The following is a 15929-nucleotide window of genomic DNA, read 5'->3' as shown; positions in this document are numbered from 1 at the left end:
GAGGATCATCCGATGCCCAATCTCAAGGATCTCAAAAACAGGATCGCGTCGGTCAAATCGACCCGCAAGATCACCAAGGCCATGCAGATGGTCGCGGCAGCAAAACTGCGCCGCGCCCAGGAAGCGGCCGAGGCGGCCCGCCCCTATGCGGAACGCTTCAACGCGGTGATGGCGTCGCTGGCCGCTTCGGTCGGAGACAGTGACAGCGCTCCCCGCCTTCTGGCGGGGACCGGCAAGGACGACGTACATCTGCTGGTGGTCATGACCGCCGAACGCGGGCTGTGCGGCGGCTTCAACACCAACATCGTCAAGCTGGCGAAGGCACGGATTGCCGAGCTGCGTGGCAAGGGAAAAACGGTCAAGATCCTGACCGTCGGCAAGAAGGGCCGGGAACAGCTGAAGCGTGACTACGCCGATCTGTTCGTCGGTCATGTCGACCTCTCCCAGGTCAAGCGTCTCGGCTACGGCAACGCGCAGGACATCGCGCGCGACGTGCTTGGCCGCTTCGACAATGGTGAGTTCGACGTGGCGACGATCTTCTACGCCAAGTTCAACTCCGTGATCTCCCAGGACCCCACGGCCCTGCAGATCATCCCGGCCTCCTACGAGACCGTGGAAGAGGAGCAGAACGACGCGACGACGCTCTACGATTACGAGCCGGACGAAGAATCGATCCTCGCTGACCTGCTGCCGCGTGGCGTGGCAACGCAGATCTTCGCTGCCCTGCTGGAAAACGGTGCCTCCGAACAGGGTGCCCGTATGTCGGCCATGGACAACGCGACCCGCAACGCGGGCGAGATGATCGACAAGCTGACGATCGAGTACAACCGCTCGCGTCAGGCCGTCATCACCAACGAGCTTATCGAAATTATTTCGGGCGCCGAGGCGCTCTGAGGAACCCGGAGAGAAACCAATGACAGCACAAGGCAAGATCACCCAGGTGATTGGCGCCGTGGTCGACGTCCAGTTCGAAGACCACCTGCCGGCAATTCTGAACGCGCTGAACACCGAGAACAACGGCAAGAAGCTGGTCCTCGAAGTGGCTCAGCACCTCGGCGAAAACACCGTCCGCACCATCGCCATGGACGCGACCGAAGGTCTGGTCCGCGGTCAGGAAGTGTCCGACACCGGCGCACCGATCTCCGTGCCGGTTGGCAACGCGACGCTGGGCCGTATCCTCAACGTCGTCGGCGAGCCGGTGGACGAAGGCGCACCGATCGAAGCGGACGAATACCGCCCGATCCACGCCGCAGCCCCGGCCTTCTCCGAGCAGTCGACTGAATCGGAAATCCTCGTGACCGGGATCAAGGTCATCGACCTGCTGGCACCCTACTCCAAGGGCGGCAAGATCGGCCTCTTCGGCGGCGCCGGCGTGGGCAAGACCGTTCTCATCATGGAACTCATCAACAACATCGCAAAGGTGCACTCGGGCTTCTCCGTGTTCGCCGGTGTTGGCGAGCGGACCCGTGAGGGCAACGACCTCTACCACGAGATGATCGAATCCAACGTCATCAAGCCGGACAACCTTGCGGAAAGCCAAGTGGCGCTTGTGTACGGCCAGATGAACGAGCCTCCGGGTGCGCGTGCCCGTGTCGCCCTGACCGGCCTGACCCTGGCCGAGCAGTTCCGCGACCAGTCCGGGACCGACGTTCTGTTCTTCGTGGACAACATCTTCCGCTTCACGCAGGCCGGTTCCGAGGTGTCCGCACTTCTGGGACGTATCCCCTCTGCCGTGGGTTACCAGCCGACGCTGGCCACCGACATGGGCCAGATGCAGGAACGCATCACCTCGACCAAGGCCGGCTCGATCACCTCGATCCAGGCCGTCTACGTGCCCGCAGACGACCTTACCGACCCGGCTCCGGCAACCACCTTCGCCCACCTCGACGCAACCACGGTTCTGTCGCGCGCGATCTCCGAGCTGGGCATCTACCCGGCCGTGGACCCGCTCGACTCCACCTCGCGTCTGATGGACCCGGGCATCGTGGGTGAAGAGCACTACCAGGTCGCCCGTGACGTTCAGGGTATCCTGCAGCGCTACAAGTCGCTCCAGGACATCATCGCCATCCTCGGGATGGACGAACTGTCGGAAGAGGACAAGCTGACCGTGGCCCGCGCCCGGAAGATCCAGCGCTTCCTCTCCCAGCCGTTCGACGTGGCGAAGGTCTTCACCGGCTCCGACGGTGTGCAGGTTCCGCTGGAAGACACCATCTCGTCCTTCAAGGCGGTTGTCGCCGGCGAATACGACCACCTGCCGGAATCGGCGTTCTACATGGTGGGCGGCATCGACGAAGTGAAGGCGAAAGCCGAGAAGCTGGCCGCAGAGGCTGCCTAAATCGGACCCTGTCGGGGGGCCGCTGCTGGCCCCCTGATGAGACAAGGAGTTTCACATGGCAGACACGATGCAATTCGACCTGGTGTCGCCGGAGCGCAAGCTCCTGTCGGCAGAGGTCACCTCGGTGCAGATCCCGGGTGCGGACGGCGACATGACCGCCATGCCGAACCACGCGCCGACCATCACGACGCTGCGTCCGGGCCTCCTGACGGTGGAAACCACCGGCGGCACTGAAGTCTTCGTCGTGACCGGCGGTTTCGCCGAGATCGGTGAAAGCGTGTCGGTTCTGGCGGAGAAGGCTCTGCCGAAGGCCGACATGGATCAGGCGACCTACGAGGCGCTGGTGAAGGAGGCCCACGAGGCCTACCAGCAGACCAAGGAAGCCTACAAGAACGAGCCGGGCCCGGTCGACGAGGCAGCAAAGCTGCTGCAGGACATGGTGGCCGTTGGCGGTCACATCGGGCTCGACCCGATGCAGCCGTCGCTCTGACGCCGACCTTCCAAGGTACGCACGACATTCGGAGAACCCCGCCTGCTTAGGCGGGGTTTTTCCTTTCCCGCCTCACGCCGGTGCCGGGTAGGGTTGGCCAAAAGGGGCGGCGCGCGGGGCAGGGCGCCACTTTGCCGGTCGTTCCACAAGCCGCTGAAACCCCCGCCATGCGGATTGAACCCGGTGCTTTCTCCGCCTACCCTCTGCCGCGTATCGTTTCCTGCCGGGCCTCGTAATGCAGACCAATCGCGGAGCCCTGTGGTTCATCCTCGCGACACTCCTTCTCGATGCCATAGGCATCGGGCTGATCTTCCCAATCATGCCCGACCTGATGGAGCGCGTGGGTGCCGGGGACACGGCGACGGGGGCCTTCTGGGGCGGGGTGCTGATGGCGGCCTACGCAGGCGCACAGTTCCTCTGTGGACCGGCAATCGGCGGAATCTCCGACGCACTCGGCCGCAAGCCGGTGCTGCTGGTGACGCTGGCCGCTCTGGCGGTCGACTATCTCATCATGGCGCTGGCGACCGGGTTCTGGGTCCTGCTGGTGGGCCGGGTTCTGGCCGGTGTCGCGGGGGCCACCTACATCACGGCCACCGCGTACCTCGCCGATATCTCGAAGCCCGAGGACAGGGCCGCGAACTTCGGCCTGATCGGCGCGGCCTTCGGCGTCGGTTTCGTGATCGGCCCGGCGCTTGGGGGGCTGCTGGCGGGCATCCACGTCACAGCACCGTTCTGGGCGGCGGGCGCGCTGGCGGCGGCCAACTTCGTCTTCGGCCTGTTCGTCCTGCCCGAAAGCCTCGCCCCGGAGAAACGCCGCCGCTTCGACAGGCGCGACCTCAACCCGTTCGGCAGCATCCTCGCCGCCGCCCGCCTGCCGGGGCTAGGCCTGCCGCTGGCCGGGCTCTTCGTGTTCGAGTTCTCCAACATGGTCTACCCGGTGCTCTGGGCCTTCTGGCTGCGCGAGGCCTTCGGCTGGTCGTCCGTGCTGATCGGTGGCTCGCTGGCCTGCTATGGCATCGGCGTGGCGCTCACGCAGGGCGCCCTGATGCGGCTGCTGATCCCGCGCATCGGGACGTGGCACACACTGATGCTGGCCGTGGTGGCCGGGATCGTCGCCTCCCTGGCCTATGGCGTGGCTTCCGCCGCATGGGTGGTCTGGGTCTTCCTGCCCTTCGCATGCCTGTCGGACATGGCTCCGCCCAACGCGACCGGGATCGCCACGAACCTCGTGGCCGACGACCGGCTGGGCCTGTTGCAGGGGGTCATCGGATCGCTTGGTGCCGTTGCCGCGATCACCGCACCGCTGATCGTGACGCCGCTGTTCAGGTTCTTCGCCGCGCCCCACGCGCCGCTGTACCTGCCCGGGGCGCCCTTTCTCATGACCGCTGCCCTTCTGGTCATCAGCGGCGCCATATTCTGGCCGATGCGCAGGCAAGCCACCGCCACAGCGTGATCGCACGCTTGCCCTTGGCCCGGCTCTGAGACAAAAGCGGCGCATACCCTCACCTTCTGCCGAAAGCCTGTCGCCATGATCTTCGACTGGAGCTCCATTCTGCGCGAGTTCATCACTCTCTTCGTCGTCGTCGATCCGATCGGGACGTTGCCGGTGTTCTACTTCGCCACCGCCCGCGTGCCGCATGCCCTGCACTGGAAATTCGCTCTGCGCGCCGTGCTGGTGGCATGGGTGGTGTTGATGGCGTTCCTTGTCGGCGGACAATGGCTGCTTGAGGGGCTGGGTCTGCGCTTCGGGTCGTTCCAGATCGCAGGCGGGATCATCCTCTTCCTGTTCGCCCTCACGATGATCTTCGGCGAATCGAAACCGGAGCACGAGATCGAGGAGGCGACGCGTGAGCACCTCTCCGGCGCCGTCTTCCCGCTGGCGATGCCCTCCATCGCCTCGCCTGGCGCGATGCTGGCCATCGTTGTGCTGACAGACAACCACGCGCATTCCGTGCCGGATCAGTTGATGACGGCAGGTCTGCTGACGATCGTCCTGATCCTGACGCTGCTGCTGTTGCTCCTCGGGTCGCAGCTCAAGCGGATACTCGGCTCGACCGGCGCCAGCGTCGTCAGCCGCGTCATGGGGATCATCCTCGCCACTGTGGCGGTCGATGCCGTGCTGGGCGGTCTGGATGCGGTCGGCGTGATGCAGGTGGAAAGCGCGCCCGGCGGTTTGTCGATTTCCGAGTGACACCGCGCGCCGATTGCCTGTAAGACCTGCCCGAAAGCAGACAACCTGCGGTAATAAAAGACGAGGCGGGACATGCGCAAGTTTCCCGGCGCCGCCCTTGGCGTCGATCAAGGCACCGAAGAGGTCTTTACCGACTTCGAGGACGGTGGCGAGATGTGGACGGGGCATGGCCCGCGCGAACGGCGCAAGGCCGTGACCTTCTCGGAACCCTTCCGCTCGGCTCCGGTGGTGCAGGTCGCTCTGACGCTGTGGGACATGGATTCCCAGTCCAACGTCCGCGCCGACATCAGCGCGGAGAAAGTGACACCTGCGGGATTTGAGATGGTCTTCCGGACATGGGCCGACACGCGTGTGGCGCGGGTACGGATGAGCTGGATTGCCTTCGGCGAAGCGTCGAGCCCCGACGACTGGGATCTTTACTGATCCCATGGGGCAGGGAAGGGCGGCGTCGTGCGCCGCCCGCTCCAATGCTGCTTACAGGATGCCTTCGTAGATCGGGCCGAGGGTGTCGGTCTCGAACAGCGACGACACGGATGTGCCGTTCCAGATGTTCAGGATGGACTGCGCAAAGAGCGGCGCGGTCGGCAGCACGCGGATGTTCGAAGCGGAACTGACCGGGCCGGTCGGCTGGATGGTGTCGGTCAGGACAAGCGTCTTCAGGACCGACTTCGACACGCGCTCCACCGCGGGGCCGGACATGACGCCGTGACTGATGTAGGCATGCACCTCGGTCGCGCCGTGGTCCATGATGACCTCGGCCGCCTTGCAGAGCGTCCCGGCGGTGTCGCACATGTCGTCGACGATGATGCAGCGCTTGCCGGTCACGTCACCGATGACCGTCATCTCGGCGATCTCGCCCGGCTTCTCCCGGCGCTTGTCGACGATGGAGAGCGGCGCGTTGATCCGCTTGGCCAGCTCGCGCGCGCGTGCCACGCCGCCCACGTCCGGCGAGATCACCATCACGTCTGACAGGTCGGCGAACTGGTTCTTGATGTCGATGGCGAAGATCGGCGAGGCATAGAGGTTGTCCACCGGGATGTCGAAGAACCCTTGGATCTGCGCCGCGTGCAGGTCCATCGTCAGGATGCGCTCGATCCCGGACTCGACCATCATGTTGGCCACCAGCTTGGCGGTGATCGGCGTGCGCGCCTTGGTGCGGCGGTCCTGCCGGGCGTAGCCGAAGTAGGGGATCACCGCGGTGATGCGCGATGCCGAGGACCGGCGCAGCGCATCCGCCATGATGAGCAGTTCCATCAGGTTGTCGTTCGCCGGGTTGGAGGTCGGCTGGATGATGAACATGTCCTCGCCGCGCACGTTCTCGTAGACCTCGACAAAGATCTCCTGGTCGTTGAACCGTTCCACCCGGGCCTGCACCAGCCCCACGGACATGCCGCGGTACAGCGACATGCGGCGGGCGATGGCCTCGGCGAGGGGACGGTTAGCGTTGCCTGCGATAAGCTTGGGTTCAACGACGGTGGGCATGGGCAGCTCCGGGGTAGGTCCGTGCAGGGAGAATGACGGATTCGTGACGTTGCGGTCCCGTTAACACGGCCCTAGGGTCGGTTCCAGCACGGGAAAGGGAGACGCGGCATATGGCCCGGATCGACTACTATCTGTCCATGATTTCACCGTTCACGTATTTCTGCGGCACCCGCCCGGCAGAGATCGCGGCCAGGCACGGGGCCGAGCTGGTCTACAAGCCGCTCGACATCATGCAGCTTTTCGCGCGAACGGGCGGCACGCCCCTGCCGCAGCGCCACCCCTCGCGTCAGGCCTACCGCCTGCAGGAGCTTGCCCGCAGTTCGCAGAAATCCGGTCTGCCCTACCACGAGAAGCCGATGTTCTTCCCCGCCAACGCGGCGCCTGCCTCTTACGCCGTGATCGCGGCGCAGAAGGCGGGCGGTGGCGATCTGGCCGGACTTGTGCACGGGCTGCTGGCCGACTGCTGGGCGGAACAGAAGGACATCGCCGACGACGCCGTGATCGGCGACCGGCTGGAGGCGGCAGGATTCGACCGGGGGCTGACCTTCACCGGGATGCTCGCCGGGGCCGAGACCTACTCTGCCAACCTCGAAGAAGCAGTGGAACGCGGTGTCTTCGGGTCGCCCTTCTGGGTGGTCGACGACGGCGCCCTGTTCTGGGGCCGCGACCGGTTGGACGACCTCGACGCGCACCTCGGAGGCGCGGGGTGAAGGACGCGGCGGCGCTGTCCGTCCGGGAGTTCGGCGCAGGGGCGGAACCCGTCCTGGCCCTACACTGCGGGCTGGGGACGTCGGGTATGTGGAAAGACGTCGCCGCCGGCCTCGGCGACACGACCGTCACGGCACCGGATCTGCCGGGCCACGGGCGCAGCGGCCCGTTTCCCGATGGCGTGGACGTGCACGATGCTGCCTGCGATGCGGTGCGCCCCCTCTTGGACAGGCCGATGCACCTCGTGGGCCACAGCTTCGGCGCCACCGTCGCCCTGCGGCTCGCACAGGACACCCCCGCGCACGTCCTGTCGCTGGCGCTGATCGAGCCGGTCTTCTTCGCCGCTGCGGCTGACGGTCCGGTCAAGTCGGCGCATTACGAACGGGAGGCCGCACATTTCTCGGGGTTCGAGCGCGGCGACCTGATGGGAACGGCGCAAGGCTTCAACAGTGTCTGGGGCGGCGGTGCCCCTTGGGAGAGCTTTCCCGAAAGGGCCCGCCAGCTCATGGCGTCGCAGATGCCCTTCGTGATCGGCACCGAACCGAGCCTCTGGCGGGACATGCACGGCATGCTCCACCCCGACAGGATGGCGCGCCTTTCGATGCCGGTGTCCCTTGTGCGTGGCGGCGATTCCGTCCCGATCATCGCAGAAATCCATCACGGTCTTCTGAGCCGTCTGCCGCATGGCCGGGAGGCTGTCATTCCGGGCGCCGGGCACATGCTGGTCATGACCCACGCCGACGATGTGGCGCGGCAAATCTGCGTGACCATGGTGGAGGCGAAAGCCCGCAGCGCCGTCACGCCACGCTGAACCCGCGCGGCGCCAGGCGGGCTTCAGGACTTCTTGCCGACCTTCGGTTCGGTCCCTGCGCGCAGACGGGTAATGTTGTCCTTGTGGCGATACAGCACGACAAAGGTCAGGATCAGGCTGGTGATCGTCAGGTCGGTTCGCCCCATGACAAGCGTCCACGGCGCGACGGAGGCCACCGACGCCAGTGCCCCGACCGAGGAGATGCGGCTGATCGCGAAGGCCACGGCCCAGGTTGCACAGCACAGGAGGCCCACGGGCCATGCCAGTGCCAGCATCGTGCCCAGAAAGGTCGCCATGCCCTTGCCGCCCCGAAAGCCCAGCCAGACCGGAAAGCAGTGGCCCAGCATGGCCGCAAGGCCTGCAAGCTGGGCCGCGCTGTCATCCCCGGAAAGCCAGCGCGCCAGCAAAACGGCGATGGCGCCCTTGCCGCTGTCGAGGATCAGTGTCGCGAGCGCCGCCGGCTTGCTGCCGGTACGCAGCACGTTGGTGGCGCCGATGTTGCCGGATCCGATCTGGCGGAGGTCGCCCAGACCCATTGCACGGGTCATGACGATGCCAAACGGGACGGAGCCCAGCAGATAGCCAAGGACGGTCCAGATCAGGAGGGTCATGCGCGGGTCCTTCTCAGGCTTCGTAGACGCGGTCGCCCGCAACCCATGTGCCCAGCACCTTGCCCTGCAGGCGGGCGCCGTCGAAGGGCGTGTTCTTGGACTTCGAGCGCAGCTTGAAGCGGTCGAGGATCACGGGCTTGTCCGGATCGAACAGCACGAGGTCGGCAGGTGCCCCGGCGGTCAGCCGTCCGCAGTCCAGACCCAGCCGCTTTGCCGGGTTCAGCGCCAGCGCGCGGAAAAGCGTCGGCAGGGTCATTTCCTCGGCGTGGTAAAGACGTAGGAGCACGGTCAGCATCGTCTCCAGCCCAACGGCGCCGGAAGCCGCCTCCTCGAAGGGCAGGCGCTTCGATTCCTCGTCCTGCGGGGTGTGGAACGACCCGATGATGTCGATCAGGCCGGAGCGCACCGCTTCGACGATGGCCTTGCGGTCGTCCTCGGCCCTGAGCGGCGGCTTGACCTTGAAGAACGTGCGGTAGTCGGCCACGTCCATCTCGTTCAGCGTGAGATGGTGCATGGAGGTGCCCGCCGTGACGTCGAAGCCGTTGGCCTTCGCGCGTTCCAGCGTCGGCAGTGCGCGGGCGGCGGTGATCTGGTCGGCGTGGTAGCGCGCGCCCGTCATCTCGACCATGCCGATGTCGCGGTCGAGGCCCATGCGCTCGGCCATCGGGCTGACGGAGGGCAGGCCGCGCAGGGAGGCGAACTTGCCCGAGGTGGCAGAGGCGCCCTTCGACAGGCCGGGGTCCTGCGGATGGCCGATGATGAGCGCGCCCAGAGACCGGGCATAGGTCATGGCCCGCGACAAAACCTTGGTGTCCGTCACGACGTGGTCGCAGTCGGTGAAGGCCACGGCGCCCGCGTCCATGAGAAAGCCGATCTCGGTCATTTCCCGACCTACGCGGCCCTTGGTCAGGGCGGCCATGGGCAGGACGTTCACCCGGCATTCCTCGGCCGCGCGGCGGCGGATGAAGTCGAGCTGTTCCGGCGTGTCGATCGGCGGATGCGTGTCGGGCCGGGTGACGATGGTCGTCACGCCGCCCGCCGCTGCCGCCTGACCGGCAGTGCCGTAGGATTCCTTGTGCCGTTCGCCCGGCTCGCCGACCTTCACGCCGATGTCCACGATCCCCGGCGCAAGGCACTTGCCCTTGCAGTCCACCCGGACCACCGTGTCAGGGATCACAGATGTGAACGAAAACCCTGCATTTTCAGAAGCCTGGGTCGAAATTTCCTTGATGCGCCCATCTTCGACGAGCAAGGCGCCCATGGTGTCGGTGCCTGCGTCGGGGTCGATCAGGCGGGCGTTGGTGAAGAGGGTCTGGGACATGCGGGCATCACTTGGTCGGTTTCCTTCCCTCTACGGCAAATCCCGGGGCGGGGGAACCCGCCTGTGACGGCCCTGCGGAACCCGCATGTCGAGGGGGTGCGACCGGCGCAAAAGCCTGTACAGAGGACTGTCGTCGCGCCTTACAGAACGAGGACGAGAACCAAGACCACAAGCGCGGCGAGGGCCAGAGCGGTGATCAGGATGGCGCGGGACAGCCCGACCATCGAAGACTCTCCGCCGCCGGAAAGGCTGCCCTCGGCAGAGGTGCTGCGCAGGCTGGCCGAACGCGCCTTCGCCGGGGCTGCCGACCAGCTTCCGACGTGGCTGAGCGGCGTGTTGACGTTCAGCGTCTGGGATGTCGAATCGAAGGCCTGTGGCGGCAGGATCACCACATGCCCCGTCAGCGCGTCGATGCGCGCCCTGTCCGTCCCCAGCGCCTTTGTGGGCAGGTCGTAGGCCTCCGACAGGTATTGCGAAAGCGGCATGGGACCCAGATCGCGCAGGTCGACCGTCTCGACGAAGCCGGGGCGCAGTTTGGTTGCACCCAGCCCGTACTTCAGGGGCCATTCCCCGGTGCCGGCCATGGCGGTGAAGCGTTCGACGGCCTCCGGCGGCAGATCGAGCCGGAACAGGTGGACGGTCGAAGCGTCGGAGCCGTTGATCTCGATCTGTGTCACATTGGGCCTCATGGAAGCGCGGAGGGGATACTTATCAACGCAGCAGGGGTGGTGTTTCGTTGCCGAAATAATTCATACCATGACTTCGGTCGGACGGGCGCGGAGATTGCGCGCCAAGAGGTCCATCGCCGCCATGCGCACGGCGACACCCATCTCCACCTGGTCCTGAATGACCGAACGGTTGATGTCGTCGGCGATTGTGCCGTCGATCTCCACCCCGCGGTTCATCGGGCCGGGGTGCATCACGATGGCGTCGTCCTTAGCGTAGGACAGTTTTTCGGCGTCGAGGCCGTAGCGGTGGTAATACTCGCGCTCGGACGGGATGAAGCCGCCGTCCATGCGTTCCTTCTGCAGGCGGAGCATCATCACCACGTCGGCGTCCTTCAGCCCCTCGCGCATGTCCTGGTAGACCTCTGCGCCGAAGTCTTCGATCCCGGCGGGCATCAGCGTGGCGGGGCCGACAAGGCGGATGCGGTTCTCCATCTTGTGCAGCAGCAGCAGGTTGGACCGCGCGACGCGGCTGTGGGCGACATCGCCGCAGATCGCGATGGTCAGGCGGTGCAGGCGGCCCTTGGCCCGGCGGATCGTCAGCGCGTCGAGCAGCGCCTGCGTGGGATGTTCGTGCCGCCCGTCGCCGGCGTTCAGCACGGCGCAGTTCACCTTCTGCGCCAGAAGGTCGACCGCGCCGGAATGCGGGTGGCGGACCACCAGCAGGTCCGGGTGCATCGCGTTCAGCGTCAGGGCCGTGTCGATCAGCGTCTCGCCCTTCTTGATGGAGGACGCCTGCATCGACATGTTCATCACGTCCGCGCCCAGACGCTTGCCCGCCAGTTCGAAACTGGCCTGCGTGCGGGTCGAATTCTCGAAGAACATGTTGATCTGGGTGAGACCCGCCAGCGCCTGCGCGTGCTTGTCGCGGCGGCGGTTGAGGGCGGCGTACTGATCGGCGAGGTCGAGCAGGGTCGTGATCTCGTCCGGACGCAGGGGTTCGATCCCCAGAAGATGGCGGTGGTCGAAGCGCATGGTCACCCCTGTCGAAGTCGCACCTGTCTTACGAAGCGCGTCCCCCGGGGGCAAGGGGCAGGTGGCGGGCGGCGGATTCGAGTATTTGTGAAGCAGAGAAGCCGGGCGGATTTTCCTTTGCCCGGCTTGGGCGTAATGTGGCCTCCATGGAATCGGCACTGGACTGGCACGCCGCGCGTGCCGCCCTCGACTGGCAACTGGAGATGGGTGTCTCCGAGGCGCTTTGCGAAGCGCCCGTGGACCGTTTTGCCCTGGAGGATGCGGCGAAGGCGGAGCGTCTTGCGCCCCGCCGCGGCGGCGCCGTGGCCGCGCCGGTGGCGGAACCAGAGGCCGATCCCGTGGCCGAGGCCGAAGCGGCGGCGGCGACGGCTGTCGACCTGCCTTCGCTGGAGGCGGCGCTGGCTGGCTACGACCACTGCGAGCTGAAGCGCGGCGCGCGGTCGCTGGTGTTCTCGGACGGGGTGGCGGCGGCGCGGGTGATGTTCGTGGGCGAGGCGCCGGGCCGGGACGAGGACCTGCAGGGCAAGCCGTTTGTCGGCCGGGCGGGGCAGTTGCTGGACCGGATGCTGGCGGCGGTGGGACTGTCGCGCGCGGAGTCGGTCTATATCACCAACGTGCTGCCCTGGCGCCCGCCGCAGAACCGCGACCCGAAGCCGGACGAGATCGCGATGATGCTGCCTTTCCTGAAAAAGCACATCGCGCTGGTAGATCCCGATTTGCTGGTGATCGTGGGCAATATTTCCGCGCAGGCGCTTCTGGGTCGGCGGGGTATCACCCGGCTGCGCGGCACCTGGCAGGAGGCGGAGGGCCGCCCGGCGCTGCCCATGGTGCATCCCGCCTACCTGCTGCGCAATCCGGGTTTCAAACGCGAGGCGTGGAACGACATGCTGGAGTTGAAGGTCAAGTTGAGGAGCCTCGGGTGATGGCGTGGACGATCGTCGATCCGGTGATGTTGCTGGCTTTTTTGCCTGCGGGGCTGGCGCTGAACGTCACGCCGGGGCCGGACATGCTGTTCTGCATGGCGCAGGGCCTGCGCGGCGGTCCGCGGTGCGGCTGGGCAGCTTCCGCAGGTGTTGCCGCGGGCGGCATGGTGCACGTGCTGCTGGCGGGGCTGGGGCTGGGTGCGCTGGTCGCCGCGGTGCCGGGCGCCTTCGACGCGATCCGCTGGGCGGGTGCGGCCTACCTCGTCTACATCGCGTGGAAGACCTGGCGGACGCCTCTGGCTGGTGTGGACGCGCCGCCGCTGGCACCGGCGCGTGCGGCGCGGCAGGGCTTTGTCGTGAACATGACCAACCCGAAGTTCATCCTGTTCGTGCTGGCCTTCGTGCCGCAGTTCGTCGATCCCGCGCGCCCGGTCCTGCCGCAGTTCCTGATCTTCGGCACGATGATGGGGGCGGGCGGCCTCCTGGTGAACGGGCTTGTCGGGCAGTTCGCCGGGCGCCTGCGCCGCCATCTGCAGGGCGGCACGGGAACGGAGCGCGGTTTGCGCTACGCCTGCGCGACGCTTTTCGGCGGGCTTGCGGTACGGCTGGCGCTCTGACCGTGATCGGACGGTGTCTTCTCATGCTGGCGATGAGCCTTGCCGGCGCTGCGCAGGCCCAGGGCATCGACTACGCGGCGATCTTCGCGCGCGAGGCGGCCCGCGTGACGGAGGCCGGGACGGAAAACGGCGCTGCTGTCGAGACGCTGCAGATGGAGAACGGGATCGAGCTTCGGCGCCTGACGGCGGAAGACGGGACCGTCACCTACGAAGGCATAGACCGCAGCGGGCTGGGCGCGGTCGGCTGCCTCTACCGCATCTATTTCGAACTCGATGCCGCCGGGCGTTTCTGCCCCTGGGCGCCGCCGCCAGAGGCCGCGCAGACCTTCGAGCAGCGGCTGAACCGGATCGCGACCTTCGTGGCGGAAAATGGCGAGCCCCGCCTGCCGCCCGAGGAGGTGCCCGCCATGCTGGACGCCGCGCGGGAGGCCTACGGGCGGGAAGTGGCGCGGCTGGGATGCCCGGAGCCGGGCGAGGGGATGCAGGGATTTGCCGCGGCGCTGGCCTCCGAAGCGATGGACCCGGTGCTTGACATGGCGCTCTCCGTGCCGAGATTGCCGGTCACGCTTCCCTGTCTGTGAAAAGGCCTGCCCCATGTCCCGTATCGACGAGTCCAAGGAATTCATCCCGGTGCGCATCGCGGTGCTGACGGTCAGCGACACCCGGTCGCTGTCTGAGGACCGCTCGGGCGACACGCTGGTTGCGCGGCTGACCGAAGCGGGGCATGTCCTTGCGGATCGCGACATCGTGAAGGACGAGCGCGCGGTCATCGCCGACCGGCTGCGCACCTGGATCGCGGACCCGGAGGTGGATGTGGTGATCTCGACCGGTGGCACGGGGCTGACCGGGCGCGATGTCACGGTGGAGGCGCACCGCGACGTCTACGAGAAGGAAATCGACGCCTTCGGAACGGTCTTCACCATTGTTTCCATGCAGAAAATCGGGACAAGCGCGGTGCAGAGCAGGGCCACTGGCGGGGTTGCCGGGGGCACGTATCTATTCGCGTTGCCGGGCAGCACGGGCGCCTGCAAGGACGCCTGGGACGAGATCCTGAAGTGGCAGCTCGATTACCGTCACCGCCCCTGCAACTTCGTCGAAATTTTTCCGCGCCTCGACGAACACAGGCGACGAAAGTGATCCGACCGTGCGTATAATGACGTAAGTCCTTTCGCGGCGCTTGTTTTCGGGAGGTCATTCTATACGTGCGACGTGACGCGATGCTGCACCTCAACGGGAGACGGTCCGGATGCGATTTCTACGCAAGAGCCTGACGGGGCTCTTCCTGTTTGCGCTGACGCTGGGCCTTTTGGCCTGGGCGGGACTGATGGTGCGCGATGCGGTCGTCGCCCGGATGAACGAGGAGCCGGGCCGCCGGCCGGCGCAGGAACGGGTATTCGCTGTGAACGTGGTTGACGTGTCCTTCGGCACGGAACGCCCCGTCCTGTCGGCCTTCGGCGAGGTGCAGAGCGTGCGGACGCTGGAACTGCGCGCGGCAGCCTCAGGAACCTTGGTCGACCTCGACCCCGAATTTGTCGAAGGCGGGCAGGTGGATGCCGGGCAGCTTCTGGCGCGGATCGACCCGGCCAATGCCGAGGCGGCGGTGGAACGGGCGGAAAGCGATCTTCTGGATGCGCAGGCGGAGCTGCGCGAGGCGGAGCGCGCCATCGGCATCGCCCGCGACGAATTGGTCGCGGCGAGCGAACAGGTACGGCTGCGCGAGCAGGCGCTGCAACGGTCCCGCGATCTGCTGGAGCGACGGGTGGGCACCGAGGCGGCGGTGGAGACGGCGGAACTGGCCCTGTCATCTGCACGCCAGTCGGTGTTGAACCAGCGGCAGGCCGTGGCCACCGCAGAGGCCCGCATCGACCAGGCGAAGACGGCGCAGCGGCGGGCGGAGATCGCAGCGGCAGAGGCCGAACGCGGGCTTCAGGACACGGAAATCCGGGCGCAGTTCGCGGGCACGCTGACCGAGGTGACGGTTGTCGCGGGGCGCTTGGTCTCGGCCAACGAACAGCTGGCGCAGCTTGTCGACCCGGAAGCGCTGGAAGTGGCGTTTCGCGTTTCGACGCCGCAATACGTGCGCTTGCTGGACGATACGGGCCGGTTGAAGAAATCCGCTGTCTCCGTGCGGCTCGATGTCCTGGGGACAGAGATCGCCACGACGGGCCGCCTGTCCCGTGCCGGTGCCTCCGTCGGCGAAGGTCAGACCGGGCGGCTTCTGTTCGCGACGCTCGACGGGGCCCGCGGCTTCAAGCCCGGGGACTTCGTGACGGTCGAGGTCGAGGAGCCGGAACTGCCGAACGTCGCCCGCCTGCCCGCAACGGCGCTTGGCGCGGATGGTGCGGTGCTGGCGCTCGACCCGGAGGGGCGGCTGGAGGTGGTGCCCGTCACCCTGATGCGCCGCCAGGGCGACGACATCCTGATCCGCGCGGACGCCCTTGAAGGGCGCGAGGTCGTGGCGCAGCGCACACCGCTTCTTGGCGCCGGGATCAAGGTCCAGCCGCTCAGGCCCGGTGCCACGGAAGAGGCGCAGATGCCCGAGATGCTGGAACTGACGGCAGAGAGGCGCGCGCGGCTGGTGGCCTTCGTCGAGGGCAACAACCGGATGCCGGAAGAGGCCAAGACCCGGATCCTTGCGCAGCTGCAGGAAAACCAGGTCCCCGCCGACATGGTACAGAGGATCGAAGAGCGCATGGGCGGCTGACGCGCCGCGATGACGTTGCAAACACCCGTTCCGGAG

The 15929-nt window shown here is 66.6% G+C and carries 18 protein-coding genes; 13 read left to right on the top strand and 5 right to left on the bottom strand.

Annotated features, from left to right (window positions below; genetic code table 11):
* The first annotated feature begins 12 nt into the window (after positions 1-12).
* The 6 genes from ACU0DV_RS11280 to ACU0DV_RS11255 all read left to right on the top strand — a co-directional run bounded on the left by ACU0DV_RS11280 (position 13) and on the right by ACU0DV_RS11255 (position 5439).
* Complete coding sequence (locus tag ACU0DV_RS11280; protein ID WP_100929144.1) at positions 13-894, top strand: F0F1 ATP synthase subunit gamma; 882 nt, start codon at positions 13-15, stop codon at positions 892-894.
* Between the two features lie 19 nt (positions 895-913).
* Entirely contained in the window at positions 914-2335 is a 1422-nt protein-coding gene (gene atpD, locus ACU0DV_RS11275) for a F0F1 ATP synthase subunit beta (RefSeq protein ID WP_100929145.1), read from the top strand.
* A 55-nt stretch (positions 2336-2390) separates the two neighbouring features.
* A complete protein-coding gene (locus ACU0DV_RS11270; protein ID WP_283981281.1) occupies positions 2391-2825 on the top strand; it encodes a F0F1 ATP synthase subunit epsilon in 435 nt (144 codons plus the stop codon).
* Between the two features lie 235 nt (positions 2826-3060).
* Complete coding sequence (locus ACU0DV_RS11265) at positions 3061-4278, top strand: MFS transporter (RefSeq protein ID WP_446242712.1); 1218 nt, start codon at positions 3061-3063, stop codon at positions 4276-4278.
* 75 nt (positions 4279-4353) lie between these two features.
* Positions 4354-5016: a MarC family protein gene (locus ACU0DV_RS11260; RefSeq protein WP_283981278.1), complete on the top strand. Its 663-nt coding sequence runs from the start codon at positions 4354-4356 to the stop codon at positions 5014-5016.
* 72 nt (positions 5017-5088) lie between these two features.
* A complete protein-coding gene (locus tag ACU0DV_RS11255; protein ID WP_283981277.1) occupies positions 5089-5439 on the top strand; it encodes an H-type lectin domain-containing protein in 351 nt (116 codons plus the stop codon).
* 51 nt (positions 5440-5490) lie between these two features.
* On the opposite strand, the gene ACU0DV_RS11250 is transcribed toward ACU0DV_RS11255, so the two are convergent.
* On the bottom strand, positions 5491-6498 hold the full coding sequence (locus ACU0DV_RS11250) for a ribose-phosphate pyrophosphokinase (protein WP_100929149.1): 1008 nt from the start codon (positions 6496-6498) through the stop codon (positions 5491-5493).
* A gap of 110 nt (positions 6499-6608) precedes the next feature.
* Between ACU0DV_RS11250 and ACU0DV_RS11245 the strand changes: the two genes are divergently transcribed.
* Together ACU0DV_RS11245 and ACU0DV_RS11240 are read left to right on the top strand one after the other, a co-directional pair.
* Entirely contained in the window at positions 6609-7208 is a 600-nt protein-coding gene (locus ACU0DV_RS11245; RefSeq protein WP_100929150.1) for a 2-hydroxychromene-2-carboxylate isomerase, read from the top strand.
* Complete coding sequence (locus tag ACU0DV_RS11240) at positions 7205-8017, top strand: alpha/beta fold hydrolase (RefSeq protein WP_446242713.1); 813 nt, start codon at positions 7205-7207, stop codon at positions 8015-8017. The genes ACU0DV_RS11245 and ACU0DV_RS11240 overlap by 4 nt, the downstream gene beginning before the upstream one ends.
* A gap of 23 nt (positions 8018-8040) precedes the next feature.
* Here ACU0DV_RS11240 and plsY read toward each other — a convergent pair whose 3' ends face one another.
* The 4 genes from plsY to ACU0DV_RS11220 form a co-directional block, all read right to left on the bottom strand.
* Positions 8041-8628, bottom strand: coding sequence for a glycerol-3-phosphate 1-O-acyltransferase PlsY (gene plsY, locus ACU0DV_RS11235; RefSeq protein ID WP_283981274.1), 588 nt, complete (start codon positions 8626-8628; stop codon positions 8041-8043).
* A gap of 13 nt (positions 8629-8641) precedes the next feature.
* Positions 8642-9949: a dihydroorotase gene (gene pyrC, locus ACU0DV_RS11230; protein ID WP_446242714.1), complete on the bottom strand. Its 1308-nt coding sequence runs from the start codon at positions 9947-9949 to the stop codon at positions 8642-8644.
* A 140-nt stretch (positions 9950-10089) separates the two neighbouring features.
* Positions 10090-10626 carry an aspartate carbamoyltransferase catalytic subunit gene (locus ACU0DV_RS11225; RefSeq protein ID WP_446242715.1) on the bottom strand — a complete coding sequence of 179 codons (537 nt, stop codon included), beginning with the start codon at positions 10624-10626 and terminating at the stop codon, positions 10090-10092.
* A gap of 72 nt (positions 10627-10698) precedes the next feature.
* Positions 10699-11649: an aspartate carbamoyltransferase catalytic subunit gene (locus tag ACU0DV_RS11220; RefSeq protein WP_370313023.1), complete on the bottom strand. Its 951-nt coding sequence runs from the start codon at positions 11647-11649 to the stop codon at positions 10699-10701.
* A gap of 146 nt (positions 11650-11795) precedes the next feature.
* Between ACU0DV_RS11220 and ACU0DV_RS11215 the strand changes: the two genes are divergently transcribed.
* From ACU0DV_RS11215 to ACU0DV_RS11195, 5 genes are all read left to right on the top strand, one after another.
* Positions 11796-12572, top strand: coding sequence for a uracil-DNA glycosylase (locus ACU0DV_RS11215; protein ID WP_446242716.1), 777 nt, complete (start codon positions 11796-11798; stop codon positions 12570-12572).
* Complete coding sequence (locus ACU0DV_RS11210) at positions 12572-13189, top strand: LysE family translocator (RefSeq protein WP_254698110.1); 618 nt, start codon at positions 12572-12574, stop codon at positions 13187-13189. Before ACU0DV_RS11215 ends, ACU0DV_RS11210 begins: the two co-directional genes overlap by 1 nt.
* A 23-nt stretch (positions 13190-13212) precedes the next feature.
* A complete protein-coding gene (locus tag ACU0DV_RS11205; RefSeq protein WP_446242717.1) occupies positions 13213-13770 on the top strand; it encodes a hypothetical protein in 558 nt (185 codons plus the stop codon).
* Between the two features lie 13 nt (positions 13771-13783).
* On the top strand, positions 13784-14326 hold the full coding sequence (moaB, locus tag ACU0DV_RS11200; protein ID WP_446242718.1) for a molybdenum cofactor biosynthesis protein B: 543 nt from the start codon (positions 13784-13786) through the stop codon (positions 14324-14326).
* 109 nt (positions 14327-14435) lie between these two features.
* The gene (locus tag ACU0DV_RS11195) at positions 14436-15893 is read left to right on the top strand and encodes an efflux RND transporter periplasmic adaptor subunit (RefSeq protein ID WP_446242719.1); all 1458 of its coding nucleotides are present in this window, start codon (positions 14436-14438) and stop codon (positions 15891-15893) included.
* Positions 15894-15929: the final 36 nt, after the last annotated feature.

This window comes from Sagittula sp. (assembly GCF_052825245.1).
This window is presented reverse-complemented; position numbering and strand designations above follow the sequence as displayed.